The 24,428-nt window shown below is 52.3% G+C and carries 22 protein-coding genes, 1 tRNA gene, 1 other RNA gene and 1 pseudogene; 10 read left to right on the top strand and 15 right to left on the bottom strand.

The genetic code is table 11. The annotated features are described in order from the left end of the window. Positions 1-53 precede the first annotated feature (53 nt). Positions 54-2,027 carry an acetate--CoA ligase gene (acs, locus tag Q0L26_RS06880; protein ID WP_296649149.1) on the top strand — a complete coding sequence of 658 codons (1,974 nt, stop codon included), beginning with the start codon at positions 54-56 and terminating at the stop codon, positions 2,025-2,027. A 70-nt stretch (positions 2,028-2,097) separates the two neighbouring features. On the opposite strand, the gene Q0L26_RS06885 is transcribed toward acs, so the two are convergent. Together Q0L26_RS06885 and Q0L26_RS06890 are read right to left on the bottom strand one after the other, a co-directional pair. Then, positions 2,098-2,568, bottom strand: coding sequence for a RidA family protein (locus Q0L26_RS06885; RefSeq protein WP_296649151.1), 471 nt, complete (start codon positions 2,566-2,568; stop codon positions 2,098-2,100). A gap of 5 nt (positions 2,569-2,573) precedes the next feature. Next, complete coding sequence (locus Q0L26_RS06890) at positions 2,574-2,729, bottom strand: DUF4177 domain-containing protein (protein ID WP_296649154.1); 156 nt, start codon at positions 2,727-2,729, stop codon at positions 2,574-2,576. Positions 2,730-2,770: 41 nt separating this feature from the next. Here Q0L26_RS06890 and Q0L26_RS06895 point away from each other — a divergent pair, with 41 nt between their 5' ends. Continuing rightward, positions 2,771-5,296 carry a transglycosylase domain-containing protein gene (locus Q0L26_RS06895; protein ID WP_296649156.1) on the top strand — a complete coding sequence of 842 codons (2,526 nt, stop codon included), beginning with the start codon at positions 2,771-2,773 and terminating at the stop codon, positions 5,294-5,296. Positions 5,297-5,301: 5 nt separating this feature from the next. Then, complete coding sequence (locus Q0L26_RS06900; RefSeq protein ID WP_296649159.1) at positions 5,302-6,189, top strand: metallophosphoesterase; 888 nt, start codon at positions 5,302-5,304, stop codon at positions 6,187-6,189. Positions 6,190-6,204: 15 nt separating this feature from the next. Here Q0L26_RS06900 and Q0L26_RS06905 read toward each other — a convergent pair whose 3' ends face one another. The 7 genes and pseudogenes from Q0L26_RS06905 to ffs form a co-directional block, all read right to left on the bottom strand. After that, a complete protein-coding gene (locus Q0L26_RS06905; RefSeq protein ID WP_296649161.1) occupies positions 6,205-6,924 on the bottom strand; it encodes a class E sortase in 720 nt (239 codons plus the stop codon). A gap of 10 nt (positions 6,925-6,934) precedes the next feature. Continuing rightward, entirely contained in the window at positions 6,935-7,501 is a 567-nt protein-coding gene (locus tag Q0L26_RS06910; protein WP_296649164.1) for a hypothetical protein, read from the bottom strand. A gap of 66 nt (positions 7,502-7,567) precedes the next feature. Continuing rightward, positions 7,568-8,632, bottom strand: coding sequence for an aspartate-semialdehyde dehydrogenase (locus Q0L26_RS06915; RefSeq protein WP_296649166.1), 1,065 nt, complete (start codon positions 8,630-8,632; stop codon positions 7,568-7,570). 50 nt (positions 8,633-8,682) lie between these two features. Further along, entirely contained in the window at positions 8,683-9,963 is a 1,281-nt protein-coding gene (locus Q0L26_RS06920) for an aspartate kinase (RefSeq protein WP_296649167.1), read from the bottom strand. Between the two features lie 168 nt (positions 9,964-10,131). Further along, complete coding sequence (gene recR, locus Q0L26_RS06925) at positions 10,132-10,728, bottom strand: recombination mediator RecR (protein WP_296649170.1); 597 nt, start codon at positions 10,726-10,728, stop codon at positions 10,132-10,134. Between the two features lie 257 nt (positions 10,729-10,985). Next, positions 10,986-12,560 (bottom strand): annotated as a pseudogene (locus tag Q0L26_RS06930) (DNA polymerase III subunit gamma and tau); the annotation flags it as partial. A 40-nt stretch (positions 12,561-12,600) separates the two neighbouring features. Then, positions 12,601-12,697, bottom strand: an RNA gene (gene ffs / locus Q0L26_RS06935) — signal recognition particle sRNA small type. Between the two features lie 88 nt (positions 12,698-12,785). On the opposite strand from ffs, the gene Q0L26_RS06940 reads away from it, so the two are divergent. The 4 genes from Q0L26_RS06940 (at position 12,786) to Q0L26_RS06955 (ending at position 15,097) form a co-directional block, all read left to right on the top strand. After that, positions 12,786-13,973, top strand: coding sequence for an MFS transporter (locus tag Q0L26_RS06940; RefSeq protein ID WP_296649174.1), 1,188 nt, complete (start codon positions 12,786-12,788; stop codon positions 13,971-13,973). Between the two features lie 28 nt (positions 13,974-14,001). After that, entirely contained in the window at positions 14,002-14,298 is a 297-nt protein-coding gene (locus Q0L26_RS06945; protein WP_296649176.1) for a DUF1905 domain-containing protein, read from the top strand. A gap of 172 nt (positions 14,299-14,470) precedes the next feature. After that, a tRNA-Ser gene (locus Q0L26_RS06950) sits at positions 14,471-14,555 on the top strand. 140 nt (positions 14,556-14,695) lie between these two features. Further along, the gene (locus tag Q0L26_RS06955; protein WP_296649180.1) at positions 14,696-15,097 is read left to right on the top strand and encodes a glyoxalase; all 402 of its coding nucleotides are present in this window, start codon (positions 14,696-14,698) and stop codon (positions 15,095-15,097) included. Here Q0L26_RS06955 and Q0L26_RS06960 read toward each other — a convergent pair. Both Q0L26_RS06960 and Q0L26_RS06965 read right to left on the bottom strand, forming a co-directional pair. Beyond that, the gene (locus tag Q0L26_RS06960) at positions 15,094-15,771 is read right to left on the bottom strand and encodes a hypothetical protein (protein WP_296649182.1); all 678 of its coding nucleotides are present in this window, start codon (positions 15,769-15,771) and stop codon (positions 15,094-15,096) included. The two genes, Q0L26_RS06955 and Q0L26_RS06960, sit on opposite strands and share 4 nt — an antisense overlap. Positions 15,772-15,818: 47 nt before the next feature. Next, positions 15,819-16,670 carry an aldo/keto reductase gene (locus Q0L26_RS06965; protein ID WP_296649183.1) on the bottom strand — a complete coding sequence of 284 codons (852 nt, stop codon included), beginning with the start codon at positions 16,668-16,670 and terminating at the stop codon, positions 15,819-15,821. Positions 16,671-16,824: 154 nt separating this feature from the next. Between Q0L26_RS06965 and Q0L26_RS06970 the strand changes: the two genes are divergently transcribed. Next, positions 16,825-17,376: a helix-turn-helix transcriptional regulator gene (locus Q0L26_RS06970; protein WP_296649185.1), complete on the top strand. Its 552-nt coding sequence runs from the start codon at positions 16,825-16,827 to the stop codon at positions 17,374-17,376. 4 nt (positions 17,377-17,380) lie between these two features. Next, on the top strand, positions 17,381-19,081 hold the full coding sequence (locus Q0L26_RS06975; RefSeq protein WP_296649187.1) for an AarF/UbiB family protein: 1,701 nt from the start codon (positions 17,381-17,383) through the stop codon (positions 19,079-19,081). A gap of 57 nt (positions 19,082-19,138) precedes the next feature. On the opposite strand, the gene katG is transcribed toward Q0L26_RS06975, so the two are convergent. Together katG and Q0L26_RS06985 are read right to left on the bottom strand one after the other, a co-directional pair. Beyond that, positions 19,139-21,310: a catalase/peroxidase HPI gene (gene katG / locus Q0L26_RS06980; protein ID WP_296649189.1), complete on the bottom strand. Its 2,172-nt coding sequence runs from the start codon at positions 21,308-21,310 to the stop codon at positions 19,139-19,141. 85 nt (positions 21,311-21,395) lie between these two features. After that, positions 21,396-21,839: a hypothetical protein gene (locus Q0L26_RS06985; RefSeq protein ID WP_296649191.1), complete on the bottom strand. Its 444-nt coding sequence runs from the start codon at positions 21,837-21,839 to the stop codon at positions 21,396-21,398. Between the two features lie 76 nt (positions 21,840-21,915). On the opposite strand from Q0L26_RS06985, the gene Q0L26_RS06990 reads away from it, so the two are divergent. Next, complete coding sequence (locus Q0L26_RS06990) at positions 21,916-22,356, top strand: iron chaperone (RefSeq protein ID WP_296649194.1); 441 nt, start codon at positions 21,916-21,918, stop codon at positions 22,354-22,356. Here Q0L26_RS06990 and heR read toward each other — a convergent pair. Together heR and Q0L26_RS07000 are read right to left on the bottom strand one after the other, a co-directional pair. Further along, complete coding sequence (gene heR / locus Q0L26_RS06995) at positions 22,349-23,152, bottom strand: heliorhodopsin HeR (RefSeq protein WP_296649195.1); 804 nt, start codon at positions 23,150-23,152, stop codon at positions 22,349-22,351. The two genes, Q0L26_RS06990 and heR, sit on opposite strands and share 8 nt — an antisense overlap. 47 nt (positions 23,153-23,199) lie before the next feature. Continuing rightward, a complete protein-coding gene (locus Q0L26_RS07000) occupies positions 23,200-24,396 on the bottom strand; it encodes a multidrug effflux MFS transporter (protein ID WP_296649198.1) in 1,197 nt (398 codons plus the stop codon). Between the last annotated feature and the right edge of the window lie 32 nt (positions 24,397-24,428).

Below are 24,428 nucleotides of genomic sequence, written 5' to 3' on the forward strand. Positions count from 1 at the left end.
ATCATTTTTTTATGGCAAGATTGCGACAAGTTATTCGCAAACGAAGGACAAAGATGTCTGCCGATTCATGGATTGAACCACTGCACCAAGAGAACCGCCACTTTGCACCAACCGCTGAATTTTCAAAGAATGCAATTGCACAACCAGCGATTTACGAACAGGCAAAGGCAGACCGCCTAGGCTTCTGGGCCGACCAAGCAAATCAGCTTCACTGGCACAAACCCTTCACCCAAACCCTCGACTGGACCAACCCTCCATTCGCACGTTGGTTTCACGACGGTGAAATAAATATTTCTTACAACTGCCTTGATCGTCACGTCGAAGCAGGCAACGGCGACCGAGTCGCGCTGTTTTTCGAGGGCGAACCTGGCGACAACCGCGAAATCACCTATGCCGAGTTGACTGATGAGGTCAAGCGAGCCGCAAACGTTCTGATTGGCCTCGGAGTGAAGCCTGGCGACCGAGTCGCGATTTACATGCCGATGATCCCTGAAGCAATTGTTGCCATGCAGGCAGTTGCCCGCATCGGTGCTGTTCACTCGGTGATTTTTGGTGGCTTCTCAGCAGAATCTCTGCACACCCGCATCGAAGACGCCCAAGCCACTCTGGTGATTACCGCAGATGGTGGTTACCGCAAGGGCCGCGCTAGCGCTCTCAAGCCAGCCGTTGACATGGCCCTGGATGGAGGCAAATGCCCATCCGTGAAGAATGTCTTGGTAGTCAAACGAACCGGCCAAGAAGTTGGCTGGGTTGAAGGCCGCGACATTGACTGGGGCACCGCGCTAGCTTCGGCAAGCAACGACCATGCAGCCCAGGGGTTCAACGCTGAGCACCCGCTCTTCATTCTTTACACCTCGGGCACCACCGGCAAACCGAAGGGCATTCTTCACACCACCGGTGGCTACCTAACCCAGGTTGCCTACACTCACAAGAATGTCTTTGACCTTCATGCAGACACCGACGTCTACTGGTGCACCGCCGACATCGGCTGGATCACCGGCCACAGCTATGTTGCCTATGGGCCGCTAGCAAATGGTGCATCGCAAGTTATTTACGAAGGAACCCCCGAGACCCCTGATTGGGGCCGCTGGTGGAGCATCGTTCAGAAATACGGCGTTTCGATTCTTTACACCGCACCAACGGCTATTCGCAGTTTCATGAAGCTCGGTAGTCAAATTCCTAAAGAATACGATTTGTCGAGTATCCGAGTTCTAGGTTCGGTTGGTGAACCAATCAACCCAGAGGCATGGATGTGGTACCGCAACATCATCGGCGGCGGCCACGCCCCAATTGTTGATACCTGGTGGCAAACCGAGACTGGCGCAATCATGATTTCGCCGCTACCTGGAATTACAACCCTGAAGCCGGGTTCAGCGCAAATCGCTTTGCCGGGCATTGAGATGAAAATCTTGGATGATGGGGGCAATGTGCTCGGGCGCGAAGAGCCAGGTCTATTGACCATCACCGAGCCTTGGCCTTCGATGCTGCGCGGAATCTGGGGCGACCCTGACCGCTACAAAGAGACCTATTGGTCAAAGTTCAAGAACATTTATTTTGCTGGTGACGGCGCAAAATTTGACGAAGAGGGCAATGTTTGGCTTCTTGGTCGCGTAGACGATGTGATGAACGTTTCTGGCCACCGACTCTCGACCGCTGAAATTGAATCAGCTTTGGTCTCGCACCCCTACGTGGCCGAAGCCGCAGTGGTTGGCGCCAAGGATGAAACCACCGGTCAGGCAGTAGTTGCCTTTGTGATTCTTCGTCGCAACCAACTCGAAAACGCTGGCTCAGATGCCGACGTGAGCAAGATTTTGCGCGATCACGTAACCAAAGAAATTGGCCCTATCGCGAGACCGCGCACCATCATGGTGGTTAGCGAATTGCCAAAGACTCGTTCGGGCAAAATCATGCGTCGACTGCTGCGAGACGTTGCAGAAGACCGCCCGGTAGGAGATGTAACAACCCTGGCTGACACTTCGGTGATGGACATCATCAGCGGAAAAATCGCCGGTGGAGCTAGCGACTAGCCCCTAAAATAAATGTCGAACCCCCAGCACGCTCTCTCTGTGCTGGGGGTTCGCTTTTAAAGCTTGAAATTCACTCGAATTCAGCGATGAGCTCAACCTCAACTGCTGAATCAAGAGGCAATACCGGAACACCGACTGCTGATCGAGCGTGGATGCCGGCATCGCCAAACACCTCGCCCAAGAATTCGCTCGCTCCATTGATTACGCCTGGCTGACCAGTGAATTCGGGAACCGATGCTACGAAACCAACAACCTTGACGATTCGCTTTACGCGGTCGAGGTCGCCAATTGAAAGTTTCAATGCTGCGAGCGCGTTCAAGGCGCATTGACGAGCCAAATCTTTGGCATCAGCCGGGCTAACTAGACCAGCAGTTTCGCCAACCTTGCCGCTTGCTGGAAGCTTGCCATCAACGAACGGCAACTGGCCTGAGGTGAAACAAAGATTACCTGTGACAACCGAAGGGATATAAGCAGCGACCGGCATTGCCACAGCTGGCAGCGGGTAGCCGAGTTCGATCAAACGGGCTTCAATTTTTGACATCGTGATTACTCCTTGATTGGACGCTTGAAAAAGGCTACGTTACCGCCCATTTTGTTGTCCATAATCTGCACGAGCTCCCATCCTTCAGAGCCCCAGGTATTCAAAATCGCGGTCTCTTTGTGCAGTAGCAACGGGGTTGTAATGTACTCCCACTTCAACATTTACAGGTTCCTCTCAGGTGTTGTCAGGTAACCTTGAGTTTATGTCTGGTTCAAAGAACAAGCCCGAAACTTTCAAGACTGGTGTCGCAAAATTCATCGGCCTTTCAGCTCTAGCCGGTGTTTTAGCGGTAGCAGCTTTGGCCCCCGCTGGTCTTCTCGGTGGCGTCGCCGCCAACACCGGTCTAGCCATTTTTGAAGGGCTTCCTGCCTACATCAAGCCTGTCAACGGCTCACAAGCTTCAACGCTTTTTGCGAACAAGGATGGCAAGCCGGTTGAGGTTGCCACTTTCTATCACGAGAACCGAATCTCGGTTCCTTACGATGACATGTCGGTGAACATCCGCAACGCTGTTGTGGCTACCGAAGACCCTCGTTTTTTTGAGCACGGTGGTGTCGACTGGATCTCGTTCCTTCGCGCGACAGCAACTAGCGCCGTAAGCCTCGGAAACGGCCCTGGTGGTTCGACCATCACCATGCAGTACGTGAAGAACTCTTTGGTTGAGGCTGCCAACCTGGCCGGCGACAAGCAGGCAATTGCCGATGCAACCGCATCTGGTGGCATCCAAGGAATCATTCGCAAGTTTCGCGAAATTCGCATGGCAATTGCCCTCGAGGGTGAGAGCAACAAAAAAGACATCCTTGCTGGTTATTTGAACCTTTCATTCTTTGGTAACCAGATCAACGGAATCGAAGCTGCTTCAAACTACTACTTCGGTGTTAGCGCCAAAGATCTAGACATTCCACAGGCTGCACTTTTGGCCGGCATGCTGAAGTCACCGAACGACTACAAGCCAGATGAAGAAAGCAACCTTCCGCGCGCTAAGGGTCGTCGTGACTACGTAATCGACAACATGCGCTCTGAGGGTTACATCACTCAGAAACAGGCTGACGAGGCTAAGGCAACCCCAATTACCGTCAACCTAACTCACACACCGAGCGGCTGTGAGGCAAACCAGACCACCGCTTTCTTCTGCGACTATGTGGTTTGGACTGTTCGAAACAACCCAGAATTTGGCTCAACTCCTGAAGACCGCGAGAACTTGCTTCGCCGCGGTGGCCTTCAGATCTACACCACCCTAGACATCGATGCTCAGGCTGCGGCTCACAAGGCAACCATGAAGTGGGCGCCTTCTGACAACCCGAACAAGATTGGTTCAGCGACCGTCTCGGTTGAAGCTGGTACCGGTCGAATTTTGGCTATGGCCGAGAACCGAATCTTTGACCAGACCCAGAGCGAAGAAATTGGCCACACCTCGGTCAACTATGCAACTGACAAAGACTACGGAGGCTCATCGGGCTTTCAGACTGGTTCGACTTACAAGGTCTTCACTCTTGCTACCTGGTTGACCGCAGGCTACAAATTGCTTGACCACGTTGATGGCCGAGTGAAGGAATGGGGCCCCGGAGACTTCTCAGCCCGCTGTGGTGGCGTTGGCGGCACCTGGAAGCCCAACAACATCGTGAAAGAGCCAGAAGACCTCACCGTGGTCGCTGCGACGTCTATGTCGGTAAACACCGCCTACGTCGACATGGCCAGCCAACTAGACCTCTGTGACATTCGTGACACCGCGATGCGCTTCGGTGTTCACCGCGCTGACGGCACTGAACTTCAGTATGTGCCATCATCGGTGATCGGTGTTAACGAAGTTGCCCCCCTTGCAATGGCAGCGGCTATGGCCGGCATCGCCAACAAGGGCATGTATTGCTCACCAGTTGGCATCGACAAAGTGATTGTTCGCGCAACAGGCGCAGAGCTCAAGATTCCGACCACCAGCTGCCAGCAGGCAGTGAGCCCAGAAGTTGCAGCGGGTATGACCTACGCCATGCAACGAGTAATCTCTGGCGGTACCGGTGGTGCCTCAGGAACCGGCGATGGCACTCCACTCGCCGGTAAAACCGGAACCACTGACTCAGGTGTTCACACCTGGATGACTGGTTTCTCATCGAAGGTTGGAACCGCTACCTGGGTTGGAAACGTTTCAGGAAACAAGTCGTTGAGTTCAATTCGCCTAAATGGCAAAGCCGCCAACACCGTGCGTCACGACATTTGGCGAACCACAATGCAGACCATCAACAAGCTCTACCCAGGCGAGGCTCTTCAGTCTCCACCGGCGAGCATGATTGCTGCTACAGAAATCGTGATTCCTGACACCAAGGGCCAAGACCCAACTGCTGCTGAAGAGCTGATTAATGCCTCAGACCTGAACGCAAAGATCATCGAAGCTCAAATCAGTTCGGCTCTACCTGCTGGAACCGTGGTTCGCACAATCCCTGCGGCTGGCGTTACCGTTCCACGCGGAAGCCAGATCAAGATCTATGTGAGCTCGGGTGACCGTTCGGTTGTTCCTCGCGTTGCCGGCATGGATGTAGCTAGCGCGCGAGCAACCCTATTGGCTGCCGGATTTGCCTCAGTTGCTGAACCGCAGCCTTCACAAACTCAGTACTTTGTGCACTCAACCACGATTGCCGCCGGACTAGTTGTTGGCACCAACCCAGCCGGCGGAAGTGCCGCCGTAAAGAATGGTGCAATTCTGCTGATAATTAGCCTCGGCCCACCAAATAACTAAAACGCATGGAAATTTTGCTTGCCCTAGGTGGCCTCGCTCTTTGTGCGGCCATCTGGGGCATTGCTATTGAACGGCACCTTTATTCGATTCGTCGCGAGACAATCGCAGTGCTTCCGGCAGGCAGCCCAGACATCCGGGTATTGCACATTGGCGATATTCACATGGCGCCTTGGCAAAAACGAAAACAGCGATTCGTTCGTTCGCTTGGTGACCTAAAGCCAGACCTCGTGGTCAATACTGGCGACAATCTGGGCCACTTGAAGGCAATCGCCCCTGTGCTATCGGCACTAAAACCACTGCTCGAGGTTCCGGGTGTTTTTGTCAACGGCTCGAATGATTACTACGCCCCAGTTTTGCGAAACCCGCTGGGTTACCTGGCCAAGCCATCTGAAAGAAGCGAAGGCCCGGCTCTAGACACTGCAAGACTGGTCGGATCTTTTCAGGCCGCTGGCTGGAAGAACCTCAACAACCATGAGGGTGCCCTAACGATCAATGGCGTGAAACTCGGATTCTTGGGTGTTGACGACGCCCATGACGAACTCGACGACCTGGTCGCACTCGATGACCAGCGCAAGAAGGTTGCTGATGCCCAGCTGTTGATTGGGGTGAGCCATGCTCCCTACATGCGAGTTATTGAGGCTATGGCCAACCAGGATGTAAAACTGCTTTTCGCTGGGCACACTCATGGCGGGCAGGTTTGTATCCCAGGATACGGAGCCATAGTCACGAACTGCGACCTACCGGCACGTAATGCTAAGGGATTGAGCGCCTGGACTTTCAACGGCAAGTCACTGATTTTGAATGTGGTTGCTGGCCTAGGCCACTCGATTTTTGCTCCGGTGCGATTTGCCTGTCGGCCTGAAGTCAGACTGCTAACACTAGTCGCGGCCTAAGACATAGGCAGCTGGCTACTTGGCCCAGCTAATCTCTTTGAACGGACCCTCGTTTTTTGAGCGGGTGTCAACAAGCTCGAGCCAAACGATGATGCGCTCAGTGTTGACATAAATAGGTTCACAACTGGTCAAAGTCATGTATTTGCCGCCCTCGTGAGCGCCATCCATGCCTACCGGAACCTTATTGATCACATGGATTTGTTCGGGTTTTACGATTACGGTTTGACGATATTCGTAGTCATACCAAGCTTCAGAAGTCTCGACATAAACGTGATCGCCAGCCTTAATGCGGTGAATGTCTCTAAACGCGCCACCGAAGCCACCACGGTGTGCAGCAACCGCAAAATTGCCAACCTCGCCTGGCATTTGAGTCTTGGTGTAGTGACCGATTCCGATTTCGTTCAAAACCGGGTGCCAGCGGGTGCCTTCGGCAACAAGTCGCACATACTTTTCATCGATGCGAGGAATGTAGATTCGGCCAAAAATATCGGCAAGTGTGTTTGCATCATCTGGGTCAACAAACTTTTGCTCTGCCTTTGCAGTGGCCGATGGCTGAACATAAGTTTGTGCGGTCTGCTGCTGTTCACCAGCAAGAATGTTGTCTTGGGCCGAGGTTCCCCAATAACCCCATGCGGCCGTTGCTATTCCGGCAAGCACTAGGCCAGCACCGACAACTACACGGATGCTTACCTTCGGGCGACCATCAGCTCGACGCGACGGAAACTTGATTTTCATGCTGACGCCACTAGTTGTTTAGTGACCAAACTTCTGGGCCTAGTGCGATCCACTGGCCGGTCGAGTTCTCGCATCTGGCGGTGATGTTTTCAACAAAACAGGTGAAGCCAGCAACGCTAATGCTTTGCCCCGTGGCAAGAATTTGAGCGTTGGCAGCATCTGCATATGGGCCGCCAGAGCATGCAAATTCTGCGATCTCGCCGGTCTCTGGTTGTGCTCCCCATAGACGAACCTGATATCCATAGCTGTATTCACAGGTATCTGGAACCGGCACGGGCTGGTAAACAGCGGCAGCCTCGTTCTGCTCACACAGAACAAAGTTACTCATTGTGCTGATTGAGCAAGCGGTTGGGCCATCGCCGACCTTGAACACATAGTCACCAAAACCATCGTCATAGGTGACTGGGTCAACGGCGATTACGTCAACGGGAGCCGGGCTAGGCACGAGTGACTGATTAGGAGTTGGCGTCACAGCGCCGGTTGGTTCACCAGTAGGTTGAGCAACACCTGGGGCAGCGCAACCTGCGACCGAGAGGACTAGGCCAAGGCCGATAAACAATGCAGCAATGCGTGACATGTTCACAGATTATCGACTAGCAAGCCGCTAGGCAGGCTCGACACAGTGAGGCGTAACAAGAATTTATTAGAACTCGCGAGCTACAAGCTCGGCGATTTCATAAGTGTTCAATGCTGCACCCTTGCGAAGGTTGTCGCCAACCACAAATAGTTCAACGCTGTTCGGAAAGTCGAGAGACTGACGAATGCGGCCAACGAAGGTTGGGTCTTGACCAACAACCATTGCTGGGGTTGGGTACTGGTGGTTGGCTGGGTCGTCAACTACCTCAACGGTTGGCTGTGCGTTTAGAACTTCGCGAACTTCATCTGCGGTGAGTGGGTTTGCAAAGGTGGCGTGAACAGTTAGCGAGTGAGCAACCTGAACTGGCACACGAACACAGCTTGCAGCAACCTTTAGGTCGCTGATGCCTAGAATCTTGCGTGACTCGTCGCGAACCTTTAGCTCTTCTGAGGTGTGGCCGCCAGCCTTCAGTGATCCGGCAAAAGGAATCACGTTTAGTGCGATTGGGTGAGCCCACGGTGAGTTTGAAAGGTCGTTACCTGCAGCAGCAAGGGCAGCCTTTACGTCACCGGTGTTGGTACCAAGAGTTGCATCCTTGCCAACAATCGCGGTCTCAGCAGCAAGCTCTTCGATGCCGGCAGCGCCAGCACCAGAAACAGCCTGGTAGCTAGAAACAACTAGTTCTTTCAAGGTCCACTTTTCGTGAAGCGCACCCATCGCAGCCATCATGGTCAAAGTGGTGCAGTTTGGGTTCGAGATGATTCCGCGAGGGCGGTTCTTAGCCTGCTCTGGGTTTACCTCAGGAACTACCAATGGCACGTCAGCATCCATGCGGAATGCACCCGAGTTGTCGACTGCAACCGCGCCGCGTTCTGCAGCAATCGGAGCCCAAACCTCAGAAACCTCGTCAGGCACGTCGAACATAGCGATGTCGATGCCGTCGAAAGCCTCAGGAGAAAGAGCAACAACGGTTAGCTCTTCGCCGTGCACGGTGATCTTCTTGCCAGCTGAGCGGGCACTTGCGATCAAACGAATTTCGCCCCAAATGTTTGGGCGGCTGTTGATGATGCCGATCATTACGGTACCTACTGCACCGGTTGCACCTACGAGAGCGAGATTTGGCTTAGCCATGTTGGTCTCCTGACTTGGATGTTTGAAAGTTTGTGATTTAGCTGGGTGAATTAGCGGCCAGTGCCGGCGTAGACAACAGCTTCGATTTCGCTGTCGAGGCCGAATGCGGTGTGAACCGCACGAGCAGCGTCGTCAACCTGGTCGTCGCTGGTGATGACCGAGATGCGAATCTCAGAAGTCGAAATCATCTCGATGTTGATTCCAGCCTTGGCCAGAGCAGCGAACAAGGTTGCTGAAACGCCAGAGTGGGTGCGCATGCCCGCACCAACTACTGAAAGTTTGCCGATTTCTTCGTCAACCTCGACCACGCGAAAACCTAGGTCAGCCTTGGCGGCCTCAAGTGCTGCTGCGACCTTCTTGGTGTCAGACTTTGGCAGGGTGAAACCGATATCGCTAACTGCGTCGGTAACGTCTGAGCCAGTCGGAGTGTTCTGAACAATCATGTCGATGTTCGCGCCAGCGTCAGCGACAATCTTGAAAAGCTCTGCTGCCTTGCCTGGAACATCTGGAATGCCGATAACCATAATCTTGGTCTGGCCCTTGTCGATTGCTACACCTGATACGACTGACTCTTCCATGGCTTCTCCTGCTTTTTGTGAGTAAACGATTGTTCCCGGGTCGGTGCTGAATGTTGAGCGAACTCGAAGGTCAACGTTGTGACGACGAGCAAATTCAACCGCACGGATGTGGAGGATCTTTGCGCCAGCTGCTGCTAGCTCAAGCATTGATTCGATGTCGATTGCATCGAGTTTTTTAGCACCCTTAACCACGCGTGGGTCTGAGGTGTAAACGCCATCGACGTCTGAATAAATTTCACAAACATCGGCTTTGAGGCCAGCGGCTAGAGCAACAGCAGTGGTGTCTGAGCCACCGCGACCAAGAGTGGTGATGTCGCGAGTTTCTGGGTTGAAGCCCTGAAAACCAGCGACGATAGCGATGTTTCCGGCTTCGACTGAGGCACGGATGCGCTCTGGTGTTACCCCAGCAATGCGGGCGTTACCGTGAACAGCATCGGTGGCAATACCAGCCTGCGAACCGGTGAAAGATTGTGATTTGCCACCCAACGAGTTGATTGCGATTGCCAGCAAGGCCATCGAGATGCGCTCACCAGAGGTAAGCAGCATGTCGAGCTCACGTGGGCTCTCGTGTGGGTCGGCTGAAACCGAATTGGCTAGATCGAGCAGCTCGTCGGTGGTGTCACCCATCGCTGAAACAACAACTACAACCTGGTTGCCAGCTTTTTGGGTTTCAATAACGCGTGCTGCAACATGCTTAATCTTGTCGGCATCTCCAACAGATGAACCGCCAAACTTCTGCACGATAAGGGCCAAAATTGGTCTCCTGAATTTAGGGGGTGAAGTGAAGCGAAATACGCCACGAAGTCCCAATTCTAGCGGACTTGCGGACCGCTGAAAAGAAAAAATCAGCGATTGGTTTGGTGAATTTAACTGACGGTTCTTCTACCCGAAATGAGCGTCAGCTCATTGAGCCTGTGCGAACTAGTTGACGGTTCTTCGACCTTCGAAGGCACGCCCAAGAGTTACTTCATCTGCATATTCGAGGTCGCCGCCAACTGGCAAACCTGAAGCCAATCTAGAAATTGTGATTCCGAGTGGGCTGAGCATTCGAGTTAGGTAGGTTGCCGTTGCCTCACCCTCAAGGTTTGGGTCGGTCGCAATGATGATCTCTTGAATAGCGGTGTCGCTCAACCTTGACATCAATTCTTTGATGCGCAACTGGTCAGGGCCGATACCTTCAATCGGACTAATCGCTCCCCCGAGCACGTGATAAAGCCCCCGGAACTCACGGGTGCGCTCGATTGCCTGCACATCTTTGGATTCTTCAACCACACAGATGGTGGTGCGATTTCGGCGAGCATCGCGGCAAATGTTGCACTGAGTTTCTTCGGTTACGTTGCCACAAATTTCGCAAAAACGCACTCGCTCTTTAACCTCGAGCAAAACCTGGGCCAATTTTTGTGGCTGGTCGTCTTCAGCCTGCAGTAAATAGAAGGCAATTCGCTGGGCTGACTTTGGGCCAACTCCAGGCAAACGGCCAAGCTCGTCGATGAGTTCTTGAACTACACCTTCGTACATTATTTGCCGCCGTTTTTATCGATGATTGGCTCAGCGCCGAGCATCTCGCGCAATAACGATTCGCCATAGCGAGCTGACTCATCAACCAGCGAAGAATTGCGCGATTTCACTGGCTCTTCGGCCGGGGCTTCAGCTGACTCTGGCTCGGTGGCTTCTGCTGGTGGCGCAAGTTGATCAATCTTGCGAACCACTGGCGCCTCTTTCACAACTGGCGCAGGTTCTGCAGCAGGAGCAGGTGCAGCGGCCTGCTCTGCAATCTGTGCACGGAACTTAACCTGAACTCCCAAGACATCGAGGATTGCTGAACGCAAGGTGTCGCTTGCTCCGCTTGAGTTCTTGAACGAGTCAAGATCTTTTTGGCTCTGGAACAAGAGAGTCAAAACGTCATCGCTGAAGTCGACCACGGTAAGGGCAAAGGCAACCATCCAGGCTGCTTTAGATGCCTTATTCACCTTGGTCAAAATGTTTGGCCATGAGTCACGGAACTGAGCTGTGGTCACAGCACCAAAAGCAGCTGGTTGGGCTGCAGGAGATTCTGTGGCAACTGGCTGCGCTGGCACTTCGGATGCCGCAGCGGGTGCCGGTGCATTGGCAACGGGTGCAGCAGCAGGCGAACTGGCAGGAACAGTCGGGGCTGTTGCAGGTGCTGCCCCACCCATTCCGATTCTTCGTTCGAGGCGTTCAATGCGAGCTAGTGAACCAACTTCGGTTTGGTCGCTCGAAGGCACCAAAACCTTGGCACACATAAGTTCTAGGTGCAGCTTTGGCGAAGTTGCACCAGACATTTCGGTTAGTGCATGGTTCACAGTCTCAGCTGCGTAAGTCAACTCAGAGATTCCAAAGCGTGCAGCCTGAGTGCCCATTTTGTCGAATTCGTCGTCAGCGATTCCGCGAAGAACTGCTTTGGCACCGTCGCCCACCGAAAGAATCACAATCAGGTCGCGAAGGTGCTCGAGCAAGTCTTCAACAAAACGTCGAGGGTCTTGACCGGTCTGAATTACTTTGTCAACGGCCGCGAAGACATCCGCGCTGTTCTTAGCTGCAAACGCATCAACAACTTCGTCGAGAAGAGATGAGTGGGTGAAGCCCAAAAGTGCAGCAGCGCGCTCGTATTCAACTTTCGGTTTCGCGCCAGCTTCGCCTTCAGAACCAGCAATCAATTGGTCGAGCAATGACAATGAGTCACGAACTGAACCGCCACCCGATTTAACAACCAGCGAAAGAACACCCGGTGCTACGTCAACGCCCTCTGAAACACATAGTTGCTCAAGGTATTCAAGCATCTGCGCTGGTGGCACCAAACGGAACGGATAGTGGTGGGTGCGTGAACGGATAGTGCCAATAACTTTGTCAGGTTCAGTGGTGGCAAAAATGAACTTAACGTGGGCAGGTGGCTCTTCAACAATCTTGAGCAAAGCGTTAAAGCCCTGCGGGGTAACCATATGGGCCTCGTCAAGGATGAAAATCTTGAAGCGGTCGCGAGCTGGTGCAAAAATTGCACGCTCTCTGAGGTCGCGGGCATCGTCAACACCGTTATGTGAAGCGGCGTCGATTTCGACAACATCTAGTGATCCGGCACCATCACGTGAAAGCTCAACACAGCTCGGGCACTTGCCGCATGGCGTGTCAGTCGGGCCTTCAGCACAGTTCAAACAGCGGGCCAAAATTCGGGCCGAGGTGGTTTTGCCACAGCCGCGAGGGCCAGAAAAGAGATAGGCGTGATTGACTCGGTCTGTTCTTAGAGCGGTCATCAGCGGAGCAGTCACCTGAGATTGCCCGATTAGTTCGGCGAATGATTCAGGTCGATAACGACGATAAAGAGCGGTAACCACTTGTTAAGACTAGCCTTCCTAACTGACAACTTGCTCGAATAAAAAAGACTCCCCGCACACCCATCAGAGCCCAGTTACCCTTGCTATCTTTCGATCCTGGGGGAGTTGGCCGAGGTGACGCCGCACGGGGAGTCCTTGAACAGTTTAGCGTTTCTATAGCCGCCAGTAAATTGCCAATCAAGCCCGGCATACCAATCGGTCGAATGGGTTTGTTAGCCTTAGCAAATGACCAAACAACGACGAATTGGCTTGTGGTTTGCAGGTACCTCTGCAATCTTTTTCACCCGTGCACTTTTGTATTCAACTTTTGTGAGCCGCGGCCCTGAAGTTCAAGATGCATTGCACCTCAACACCGCCGAAATGGGCATGCTAAGCATGCTCTACCCCGCCGGTGGCTTGGCTGGCATTCTTTTTTCTAGCTGGCTAGTGAATCGGTTCGGTTCACGAATCATTAACGCCGCTACTTACTCTCTGGCTGGTATAGCTTTTATTGCTCTTGGCCCCGCGGTTGCAGCCGGTGATGTTTTGATGTCATCAGCGATGCTGTTCCTGGTTGGCCTCCCGATGGCAATAAGCGACTTCGTCGGAAACATCGAGGGTTCTGCGGTCGACAACGCATCCAAGCGCTCAATATTTCCGGTCATCCATGGCTCATTTGGTGTTGGTATGTTGCTCGGTGCAACGCTGGCGGGCTGGTTGATCAATAGCGGAGTTTCGCTCGAGGCATCGTTTGCGATGGTTGGCGTGTTTATCGGCGTTCTTTCGATTTTGGCCGGGTTCACATTCTCGAAGCACGAGCGCGTTGTTGTCACAGCCGCTGCCAAGAAAATAAACCGAGAAAACTCAATCAAGGTTTGGTTCGAAAAGCGCAGCCTGCTAATTGCGGTTATCGGCTTCTCATTCATCATGGCTGAAGGCTCTGCCGGAACCTGGGTTCCGATTGCACTTACGCAAGCCGGTTTCACCGGAGCCGAGGCTGCATTTGCCTTCGGCATTTTCTGGATCGTCATCACGCTGGGTCGCCTGCTGGGCGGCGTTGTGGTTGACCGAATCGGACGCCACCTGTCTATTCTCTGGTCGGCAATTTTCACCGCAGCGGGCATCCTGGTTTTCATGGGTGGCGACATCATCAACATGCCATACCTCGGCTTGGTGCTGTGGGGCCTTGGCATGGCAGTCGGGTTCCCTATGTCGGTCGCTGCAATGGGCGATGAGCCTGCGATGGCTTCAGCACGCATCAACATGATCATCAGCATCGTCTATTTGTCTGGCATCACGATTGGGCCAGCACTTGGCGCACTAGGTGAAGCAATGGGCATTTATGTTGCATTTGGAATTCCACTGGCGATGATGTTGGTCACAGCTGCCATCAGCGGCGCAACCAAGCCTCTGCCGGGTTCTGGCAAAAAATAACCACGGATGCTGTGCCTACCTCACTCAAATGGACATCGAATTTTCTGGCACTATGCACCGCTGGGTGAATAATCCGAGCATTTATCTAGTGAGTGTGCCGAAAGAACTCTCGGATGAAATCAAGGAGATTTCTGAAGGCCTGACTAATGGATGGGGTTCCCTCAAGGTAGAGGCCACCATCGGCAGCACAGTTTGGCGCACTTCGATTTTTCCAGATTCAAAATCTGGGCTATTTGATTTGCCGCTAAAAGCAGAGGTACGCAAAAAGAATAATCTCAAGGCTGGCTCGTTGGTGAAAGTTCATCTGAATGTGCTGGGATTCTGAGGAGCGACTAAACTCGTCCACGAGCAATAAAGCAACATCCAGGAGAATTCGCCTAGAGAACTCCGAGCGCGGCGGTTTCAAGGATTGCGACGTTATCGCAATCTGCCGACGTGCTGAGTGAAGCCACCACTGGTGTCGATAAACTCATCCACGAGCAACAAAGCAATATCCAGGAGAATTCGCCTAGTGGCCTATGGCGCACGCTTGGAAAGCGTGTTGGGTGCAAGCCCTCATGGGTTCGAATCCCATATTCTCCGCGAGGTCAAATAGCGGTGTCGGTAATGTTGACGCCTAGACCGAAGCCCCTGCCAAGTAAAGAAAACTGGTTGGGGCTTTTGCATTTCAATTTTGCGCACCAAGCAATTGCAGACGGGCATCCGATGCCTACACTGAATGCATGTTTAATTCAGTCTTCATCACTCTTCCAGTGGAAAACGTGAACCGGTCAATCGACTTTTTCACCGCTTTGGGTTTCAAATTCAATCCTGATTTCTCAGATGACCAGACTTGCTGCATGGTGTTGAGTGAATCAATTTATGTGATGCTCGGCGAACACAAAAAGTACCTGAGCCTGATCGACAAACCAATCGCAGATTCAAAATCAAGCGAAGTGATTCTGAGCTTTGGCTGCGACTCTCAGAAGCAGGTTATGGAGATCACCGGCAAAGCCATCAAACTTGGCGCACGTGCCGTGAACGAACCAGAAGTCCTCGGATTTATGTTCAGCTGGGGTTTCGAAGACCTTGATGGGCACCTATGGAACCTGATCTGGATGAATACCGACGAGGCTAAAGGCTAGTAGGTGCAATAAGCATCTTCGATGCTTTCGTAATTGGCCTTTGTGGTCGACGTTTCTAGTCGCAAGTCATACTCATGACCTAGCAAGTAAAGACCTGAGGCAACATTCTCAAATTTCTTTGTGACGCTATCCGAAGGTGTTGCAAACCAAGAGTCCGTTTCAAAGTAGTTAATTTTGACGGTTATCGCAGGGCAACTTTCATTAAGGGGGATCACCTTGATGTCTGAACACGTCACTCCGTTGTCGCACCTTGGAGCCAGTGCTGCCTCTTCTTCATTAAAAAAACGGTAGGCGATGTCTTCAGTATTTGAGCACTTTCGTGACACACACACGTATTCGTACCCTTGGTCCTTTTGTTCCTGAGTAAGTGCGTACTCAAACTGGGTTTCGCCGAACGTGGCAATAAAGTTGTTCATCAAACTAAAACCGCCAATTAGGAGCAAAAAGCCAGCTGATCTCCTGATGATCCACCCATATCGGAATTTTCCAATTCTTAGTGCATCGATTTTGGAAGTCACTCGAAAATACATTTTTCCGATTTTCGAGTTTTTCAATTTTCCTGACGAAGGCTCTTCAATAGGTTGTGCAAATTCGCTTGTATCACTCCGACGAAACTCTGTTTCTCGCGCAAGAATTTCACGGATTGTTGACCACGCTTCAAATTTTTTCCCCATGGGAATAACCTAACGTGCCGAAAACAAAAACACATTTGGTAGAAGAACTAAAGCTCCAAGGTGCGGGTGCCCAACCACTCGGCTGATTCTGGTGTGCGGTGGTCGAAAAATAGGCTTTCGCCTCCGTCCAAAGCTGTGATTGCAGCCATATCTTCGAGAGTTAGCTCAAAGTTGAATACATCTAAGTTTTCGGCCATGCGATCGGGTCTGACAGATTTTGGAATAACCACGACATCACGTTGAACCAACCAACGCAAAACCACCTGAGCAACCGACTTGCCGTGCTTTTCAGCAATTCCGGTCAACAGCTCGTTGGTGAATAGGTCGTTGCGACCCTCTGCAAAAGGAGCCCACGACTCGATTTGCACACCACGATCGGCCATTAGCATTTGGTAATCGGCACGTTGAAAAAACGGGTGGGTCTCAATCTGGTTGACAGCCGGAATAATTTCGTTGTGCACGATGAAATCGACCAAGCGGTCAGGGTAAAAGTTTGAAACCCCGATGGCACGGATTCGCCCCTCTTTATAAAGTTTCTCCATGGCCCGCCAGGCGCCGTAAACGTCACCAAAAGGCTGGTGAATCAGGTACAGATCAAGGTAGTCAACGCCAAGCTTCTCGATTGACTTCTCGAACGCACGAAGCGCGCCCTGCTCACTGGCATCTTGAATCCAAAGTTTGGTGGTGATGAAGAGTTCTTCTCGGGCAACACCAGCAGCCTTGATGGCAGAGCCGACAGCCTGTTCATTCATGTAAGAGGCGGCGGTGTCAATAGAGCGATAACCTGTCTCAATGGCTGAGATAACCGAGGCTTCACATTCTTTTTGGTCGGCAATTTGAAAAACTCCAAAGCCTAGAATCGGCATTTCAACACCGTTATTTAGAGTCACATTCTTCATAGTGGTTCGAGCCTAAAGCCACTAGCGATCCTCAGGGAGGCTCTGTTGCTACCTGTATTGAAGTTGTTGGTGTCGCTGTTGGGCACTTAGGAATGATTTACCCGCTCTGCCGATTGACTTCTTTGCAGGCATAGGCCGTCATCGGAGGAACACATTGAGCACTTCATCTAAAAACTTTGATCTCAACTCGATTGCAAGTGACGTGATTGCTGCGGTTCGCAGTGGCTTCAGCGACTTTAGAAACCCAAGCGCCGCTAGAACCCCAGACTCAGATGCGATCAAAGCTGCAGTACTATCAACCGTTGAGCACGAAACTAAGAACGCAATGCAGATCAGCGCTGCGATTGGCGTTGCAAATGCTGGCTCGTGGGCACCAAGTTCTGCCGTGATTCACTCAACCCTGAATGAACTTGTTGAGTCAAAGCTGGTTACGGCCCAGGTCGATGGCGACAGAAAAACCTATGCAATCACCAAAGCAGGAAAAAAGGCACTGGCAGCTGCTCTGGAAAATCCTCCAACCGAGACTGAGTCAATGGGCGCAAAGGCAGATCTAACCTGCAATGCATCATTTATTTCTGCCGCATCAAAGTTGGGCCCAGTTCTCATCGACATAGCCCAAACCGCATCTTCAGACCAGAAGAAGAAAGCCGCCGAGATTCTTGAAGAAGCCCGTCACCGCCTGCACGTGATTCTTGCAGAGAAGTAAAGCGTTGAGCCCTGCTAGCGACAAAATTGCAAAACGCAATAAACAACTAAAGTCGCGATATCGAAGTATTCTTCGATTCGCCTCACTCGCTCTGGCGCAAACCTGGTGGTTTGAGCTTTTCTTGCCTCAAATAGGTCTGGCAAAACTCGGGGCACGGGGGCGGGGGCGAAGACTCAAAAAACTCGCCAGAAAATTTCACGCGCTGGCTGCAGATCTTGGCGGCCTAATGGTCAAGGTGGGTCAATTTCTATCTGCGCGACTCGATGTTTTACCCGCAGAGGTAACCGATGAGCTGGTCGGTTTGCAAGATGAGGTCGCACCTGAGCCTTTTGAAAAAATTGTTGAGCAAATTGAAGAGGAACTTGGGCTTTCGGTAAGCACAGCCTTTGAATCCATCGACCAGAACCCAATTGCCGCTGCATCGCTCGGTCAGGCATACCGAGCAACTCTCTCACCTGGATTAGCCAAGGACCTTGGCCACAGTTCTGTAATCATCAAAGTGCTGCGCCCCGGAATCGAAGAGATTGTAGAAGTAGACCTCAGGGCTCTCCGAAAAATCGGAGTTTGGCTTTCAAAAGTGAAACTCGTTTCAAAACGAACAGACGCCCCGGCTTTGGTTGAAGAATTTGCCACAACCACACTTGAAGAAATTGATTACCTGCACGAAGCGGCCAACCTTGAGCAATTTGCGGCAGATTTCGCTGGCGACGAGCGAGTTTCAACTCCCGAAATCATTTGGGAACGAAGCGCCCGCAGAGTTCTAACTCTTACTGATGTGAGTTCAATCAAGATTTCAGACATCGAGGCGCTCATCGAATCGGGAATCGATCCGAATGCCGTAGCAGCAGAGCTGGCCAGAGTAACTTTCGAGCAGTTCTTTGTGACCGGCTTTTTTCACGCAGACCCGCATCCGGGCAATATTTTTGTCACACCAAAGCCTGCCGATTCGAAGGTAGATTTTGCACTCACGTTCATAGATTTCGGAATGATGGGGCAGGTTAGCGAGAAGCTTCGCGCAGACCTTCAGAGCTTTCTTTTTGCCGTGGCTTCGCGAGATGCTCGCGCTTGGGTTGACGCCTGCGAAAAGCTTGGCGTGCTGCTACCTTCGGCCGACCGAGTCATTCTAGAAAAAGCTGTTACTGAACTTTTCGAACGGTTCGGTGGCGTCGCTGTTGGCGAACTTATTCAGACAGACCCTCGTGAACTCAAAGAGTTTGCACTCAGATTCAGCGAGCTGATTCGCACTTTGCCGTTTCAACTGCCAAATGATTTTCTCTTCTTGATTCGGGCGCTGTCGCTGATTTCGGGAGTCACAAGCGCGCTCAACCGAAACTTCAACATGTGGGATGCCCTTGATCCGTTTGCGCGCAGCCTGCTTAATGGCGCAGGCGCCAGCACGCTTAAACGCTTGGGCGCTGACCTCCTCAAATTTGCGACCACAATCTCGAGGCTTCCGCAGACTCTCGACAACCTAGCAAACAGAGCAAATCGCGGCGAACTTGTGGTTCGAAACCCAGAACTTGAAACACGGATGCGAGTGCTCGACTCGAGTGTTCGTCGACTTACTGCAGGGTTGATTTTTGCCACGCTGATGGGCAGCGGCCTGTTCATCAACGGGCAGGATCAAACCCTCAGTTACTGGCTAATCGGGGGCTCGGTGCTACCACTTTTCTATGCACTCGGTTTTGGGCGCATCAGCAAATAATTGCTTTCACAAAAAAATGGAGGCCGCCAAAGCGACCTCCATTTTTTGAAGTTTGACCTAGTTCAGGTCGAAGCGGTCTGCGTTCATAACCTTCACCCAAGCTGCGATGAAGTCTGCAACAAACTTCTCGCCGGCGTCATCGCTGGCATAAACCTCAGCCAACGCGCGCAGAACTGAGTTTGAACCAAACACTAGGTCGGCGCGAGAGCCGGTGAACTTCACTGCTCCGGTGGCACGATCACGAGCATCAAACAATTCGTTTGCCTCAGATTGTGCGTGCCAAGTGTGGTCTTCATCCAAGAGGTTTACAAAGAAGTCGTTTGAGAGCGTCTCAACTTTGTCGGTGAATACGCCGACCTTCGAACCGTTGGTGTTTGCACCCAATACGCGCAAACCGCCAACCAAGACGGTCAATTCCACCGGGGTAAGCCCCAATAGCGCTGCGCGTTCAACTACGAAGCGGTCAGCGATTGGCCCGTGACCCTTGCTGGCGTAGTTTCTGAAAACATCAACCAGAGGCTTTAGGTAGTTGAACGACTCAATGTCAGTCTGCTCTTGGGTTGCATCAGTTCTGCCGCCAACAAATGGCACCGAGGTCTTGATGCCGGCGTTGGCAGCAGCCTTTTCAACTGCAACCGAACCCGCAAACACAATTAGGTCGGCGGTCGAAATAGCTACATCGGCAGAGGCTCTGATTTCATCAAGTTTGTTGAGAACAACCTCTAACTGGTCAGGGCTGTTCACCAACCAGCTGCGCTGCGGCTCTAGGCGAATGCGTGCGCCATTGGCTCCACCGCGCTTGTCGGTGTTTCTAAAACTTGAGGCTGAGGCCCAAGCAGTCGATACCAACTGTGAAACGGTCAAACCCGACTCAAGAATCGCTGCCTTCAACTTGGCGGCGTCGGCCGAGCTAAGAGCCGGCAGTATTGCTGCCGGAACTGGGTCTTGCCAAACCAAATCTTCAGCCGGAACCTCTGAGCCACGGTAGCGAGCTTTAGGGCCCATGTCACGGTGGGTCAGCTTGAACCAAGCGCGAGCGAATGCATCTGCAAAGGCAGCCTGGTCTTCAGCGAACTTGCGCGAGATGACTTCATAAGCTGGGTCGAATCGCAAAGCCAAGTCAGAAGTGAACATGATCGGCGCATGTTTCTTGGTTGCATCGTGTGCGTCTGGAACAGCATCGCTTGCCTGACCATCAGCCGGAACCCATTGAATAGCGCCGGCAGGGCTCTTGCTCTGCACCCATTCGTAGCCAAATAGAGTTTCGAAATATGAGTTGTCCCAGTTGATTGGGGTCGGTGTCCAAGCACCTTCTAGACCGCTAGAAATTGTGCTCTCGCCATTACCCGAGCCGAATGAGTTAGCCCATCCGAGCCCCATTTGCTCAAGCGCAGCACCCTCAGGCTCAGCGCCAACGTGCTCGTCAGGGTTAGCGGCGCCATGAGCCTTACCAAAGGTGTGACCACCGGCAATCAGAGCAACGGTTTCTTCGTCATTCATCGCCATGCGCTTGAAGGTTTCGCGAATGTCTTTTGCAGAAGCAAGGATATCTGGATTGCCATCTGGACCCTCTGGGTTTACATAGATCAAACCCATCTGAACTGCGGCCAATGGGTTCTCTAGGTCACGCTCGCCCGAGTAACGCTGGTTTGCTAGCCATTCGGTTTCACTGCCCCAGTAGGTGTTGTCTGGCTCCCAAACATCGGCGCGACCACCAGCAAAGCCAAAGGTCTTTAGACCCATGTCTTCAAGAGCGACGTTTCCGGCCAAAATCATGAGGTCGGCCCAAGAAATCTTCTTGCCATACTTTTTCTTGAGTGGCCAAAGCAAACGACGAGCCTTGTCGAGATTTACGTTGTCAGGCCAGCTGTTCAATGGAGCGAAACGCTGTAGGCCCTGACCTGCTCCGCCTCGACCGTCAGATACGCGGTAGGTGCCGGCGCTGTGCCAGGCCATGCGAATGAAGAATGGGCCATAGTGGCCATAGTCAGCCGGCCACCAATCCTTGGATTCTTTCATCAAGTCAACAATTTCAGCCTTCAACTGAGCCAGGTCAATAGTTTCGAACTCGGCCGCATAGTCGAACTCGGCACCCATTGGGTCACTCTTCTCTGAGTGAGTTAGAAGCGGATCGACGGTTAGCTGATTTGGCCACCAGTTATTGGCACTGGTTCCTGACGCCTGGTTTGCTGATACTCCCGGAAACGGGCACTTTGCTGGTTCTGACATTTGAATCCTAAGTTGGTCGTTTGAGACGGTTTATAAGCCAAACTTGCCGGCTTTTGGGGTTATTCCCGGGTGTAGAAGCTTTGTGTCAGTCGGCCTTCAAGACCAACATATATTGACCGCCGCCCGGATTAATTTGGGTGCTGAAGCGAACATCCGGGGCAAATCTAGAGAGTCTATCTAGCAACCACACGGATGCAGCCTCTGCGTCATCAGCGCCTGGGCAGCGCCCTACAACTTCGCGGCCACCTTTGCGCGAAAGGCGCTCCACGGCCTCGAAAATCGGGGCTGGATCGGCAACAAAAAGTTCAGGAGACCAAGGCACGACCGGAGCAATTTTGCCGCGCATGGTGTTGCAGGCTCGGTGCGCCAAACGCTCGACTACCGGCGAGCCTTTTTTGGCCTTGGCAGCCGCATAGCTGTCGACACTTGGGCCAAGATCTGAATTCACCGAAGAGTCTGGGTCAACCGCTGCATCGCACAGCCAGCAACGCCAGTTATCGCGTTCGCCGACTTCATTTAAATCACTCATTAGAGCAGGCTATCGGCAATCTGCTGGGGCTCTGGCAAATTATGATTTTGACAAGACTTAAAGCAAAGGACACCCCATGGCTGAAAAGACAACTAACTTCACTGCTGAAGAGCGAGAGGCCATGAAAGAGCGCGCCCGCGAAGCAAAACTCGAGGCAAAGCGCCAAAAAGGTGAAGACCTTCGTGCAGCTGACGAAGCTGAAGTGGTCGACAAAATTTCAAAAATGGCTCCGGCCGACCGCGCGATTGCCGAGAGCATCCATGCCTTGGTTAAGAAAGTTGCACCAGAACTAGATGCCAAAACTTGGTACGGCATGCCGGCCTACGCTCGCGAAGGAAAAACCATTTTCTTCTTTCAAGACGCTGGCAAGTTCAAGGCCCGCTACAGCACTCTAGGTTTCAGTGACACTGCCAACTTGGATGACGGCGACTTCTGGCCAACCTCTTATGCGGTCGCAAAGATGACCCCGGCGGTTGAAAAGCTAATCGCCGAGCGAATCAAACTCGCAATTAGTTAGTTAGAAGCGGCGCAAGCACTCCTGAGAAGACTTGCCAAACCAAACCGGTTTTCGCAACCAAACTCAGGGTGATGTATGAACGCTCGCCTTGAAGATAGCTCGCCCACTTTCCGACTTTGCGATACTGCAACCACTGGTTGACGGCAAAAGTGTTGAAGGCCACAAAAATCGAAACCATGATGCCCACCACAAAGCCGGGCACCTGTTGGTCGTTTTCAGATTTAGGTTGAAGCACCATCAAGAAAACGCTGATCCATGGCACGATTCCGACCATTGAGCCAAAAATGAATGGCAGAAGTCGTTTGGTTCCCGGCGACTCGTATTTCTCCTGCAGCGCACCGAAAAGAATCATTGCAGCGTTGAGGGCAAAGATTGCGAAAAGTGCATTTACATCTGTGATGCCGGTGAGCTGAGCAATCAAGAAAATCATGATCGAAGCGCTGAGCGAGTACTCAGCCCATCTGAAGTAGTTGTGATTCTGACTCAAACCGTTAGCGTATCGGCGACCGAAATATGGCGTCAAAACTGCGAAGTGAAATAGTGCGCTTAGCGCCAAGAATCCAACCAGTCCGTAGCCCATGTTTACGGTGAAGAGCTCCACTCGCTCGGGTGGAATCGGTGAACCCGGAGGGCCAGCCATGTAATCAGCAGTGACCGGAAACTCTGCTTGAGCATTCAGCGCAGCGATGATGACTAGCATGGCAATCGCCTGGCCAAGGTGAGCCAAACCGGCCACCAGGTTGTAGACGCGAATACGGCTGATTTGTTCAGCCTCGCAACGAATTTTCTTTGACATAGCCTGCCCCTATCGAAAGTACTTGCGAGTGTACTCCTCGTTTTGGATTAGTGCTTGGGTGCTTTTTCTTTGCGCAGTCCGAAGAACCCCAGCAATGCGGCGACGATGAAGAGAATTGACATAAACAGGGTGACGCCAACGACATCCAAGCCAAAAATCATGCTGGTCAGCGGCGCAGCCAGCGCTCCAAATAGCGAGGTCGAGAAACCGATGATGCCAGCCGCAACACCCGCGCGCTCACCATGCTTTTGCATTGCCAGACCCATGATGTTTGCCTGAGTGAAGCCCATAACTGAAACCGATAGCGCAAATGCAATCAGCGTCAAGACCAGCGAGTGATAGCTGAAGACAATCGCGCCGATCATCAGCAGGGCGGTGAACGATGCCTGCACCAAGCCATATCGAAGCAGTGTGATGGCGGCAAACTTGTGCAGCAGGGCACGGTTGATTGAGTTAGCGGCAAACATGACGATGGTGGTCGAAGCAAAAGCGAATGTGTATTGAGTTGGGGTCAGGTGAAACGGTTCGCCTTCAAGCGCAAACGGCGCACCTGAGATAAATACCGCGATTGAGCCGAATAGTAGACCAGCCACCAAGGCAAAAACTACGAACCTTGAATCGCGAAGAATGAACTTCCATGATCCAAAGGTTGATTTGAAACTGAGTTGACTTCGGTTTTCTACCGGCAGGGTCTCAGGCAAAAAAAGCAGCACAAATGCCATTACGAATCCGCCCATGAAGACCAGGAACAAAAAGACAATGTGCCAGTCGCCAATGAGCAATAACTGCCCACCAACCAGCGGTGCAACAACCGGAGCAAGACTCGAGATCGCAGCCTGGGTTGAATATAGTTTTGCAGCACCATCACCAATGGCAACGTCACGGATGTAGGCATTGACAATTACAAAGCCGGCGGCGGCTGAGAATCCGAGGATAAATCTAGAGCCAATCATCCAAGAGATGTCGGTTGACATTAGGCATGAAAATGCCGAGGCGATGAAGACCGATAGTGCAACCAAAAGCGGCTTTCGGCGACCCATTGCGTCGGTGATGGGCCCGACAAAAAGCTGACCGGCTGCCATGCCAAGCAGACTGGCGGTAATGGTGAGTTGAACCATCACATCGTTGGTAGCCATGAAGATCATGAGTGCCGGAAGGGCCGGCAGGTAGGTATCAAACTGAAATGGGCCAAGCGCAGATAGCAGCGCGAGGGTGGCGGATTGTCGCTTTTTGAGCTTGGTCATAGGGTTTGAAAACCATTCATTTGATTGCTTTA

It is taken from the genome of Rhodoluna sp. (assembly GCF_024641065.1).
Taxonomy (GTDB): domain Bacteria; phylum Actinomycetota; class Actinomycetes; order Actinomycetales; family Microbacteriaceae; genus Rhodoluna.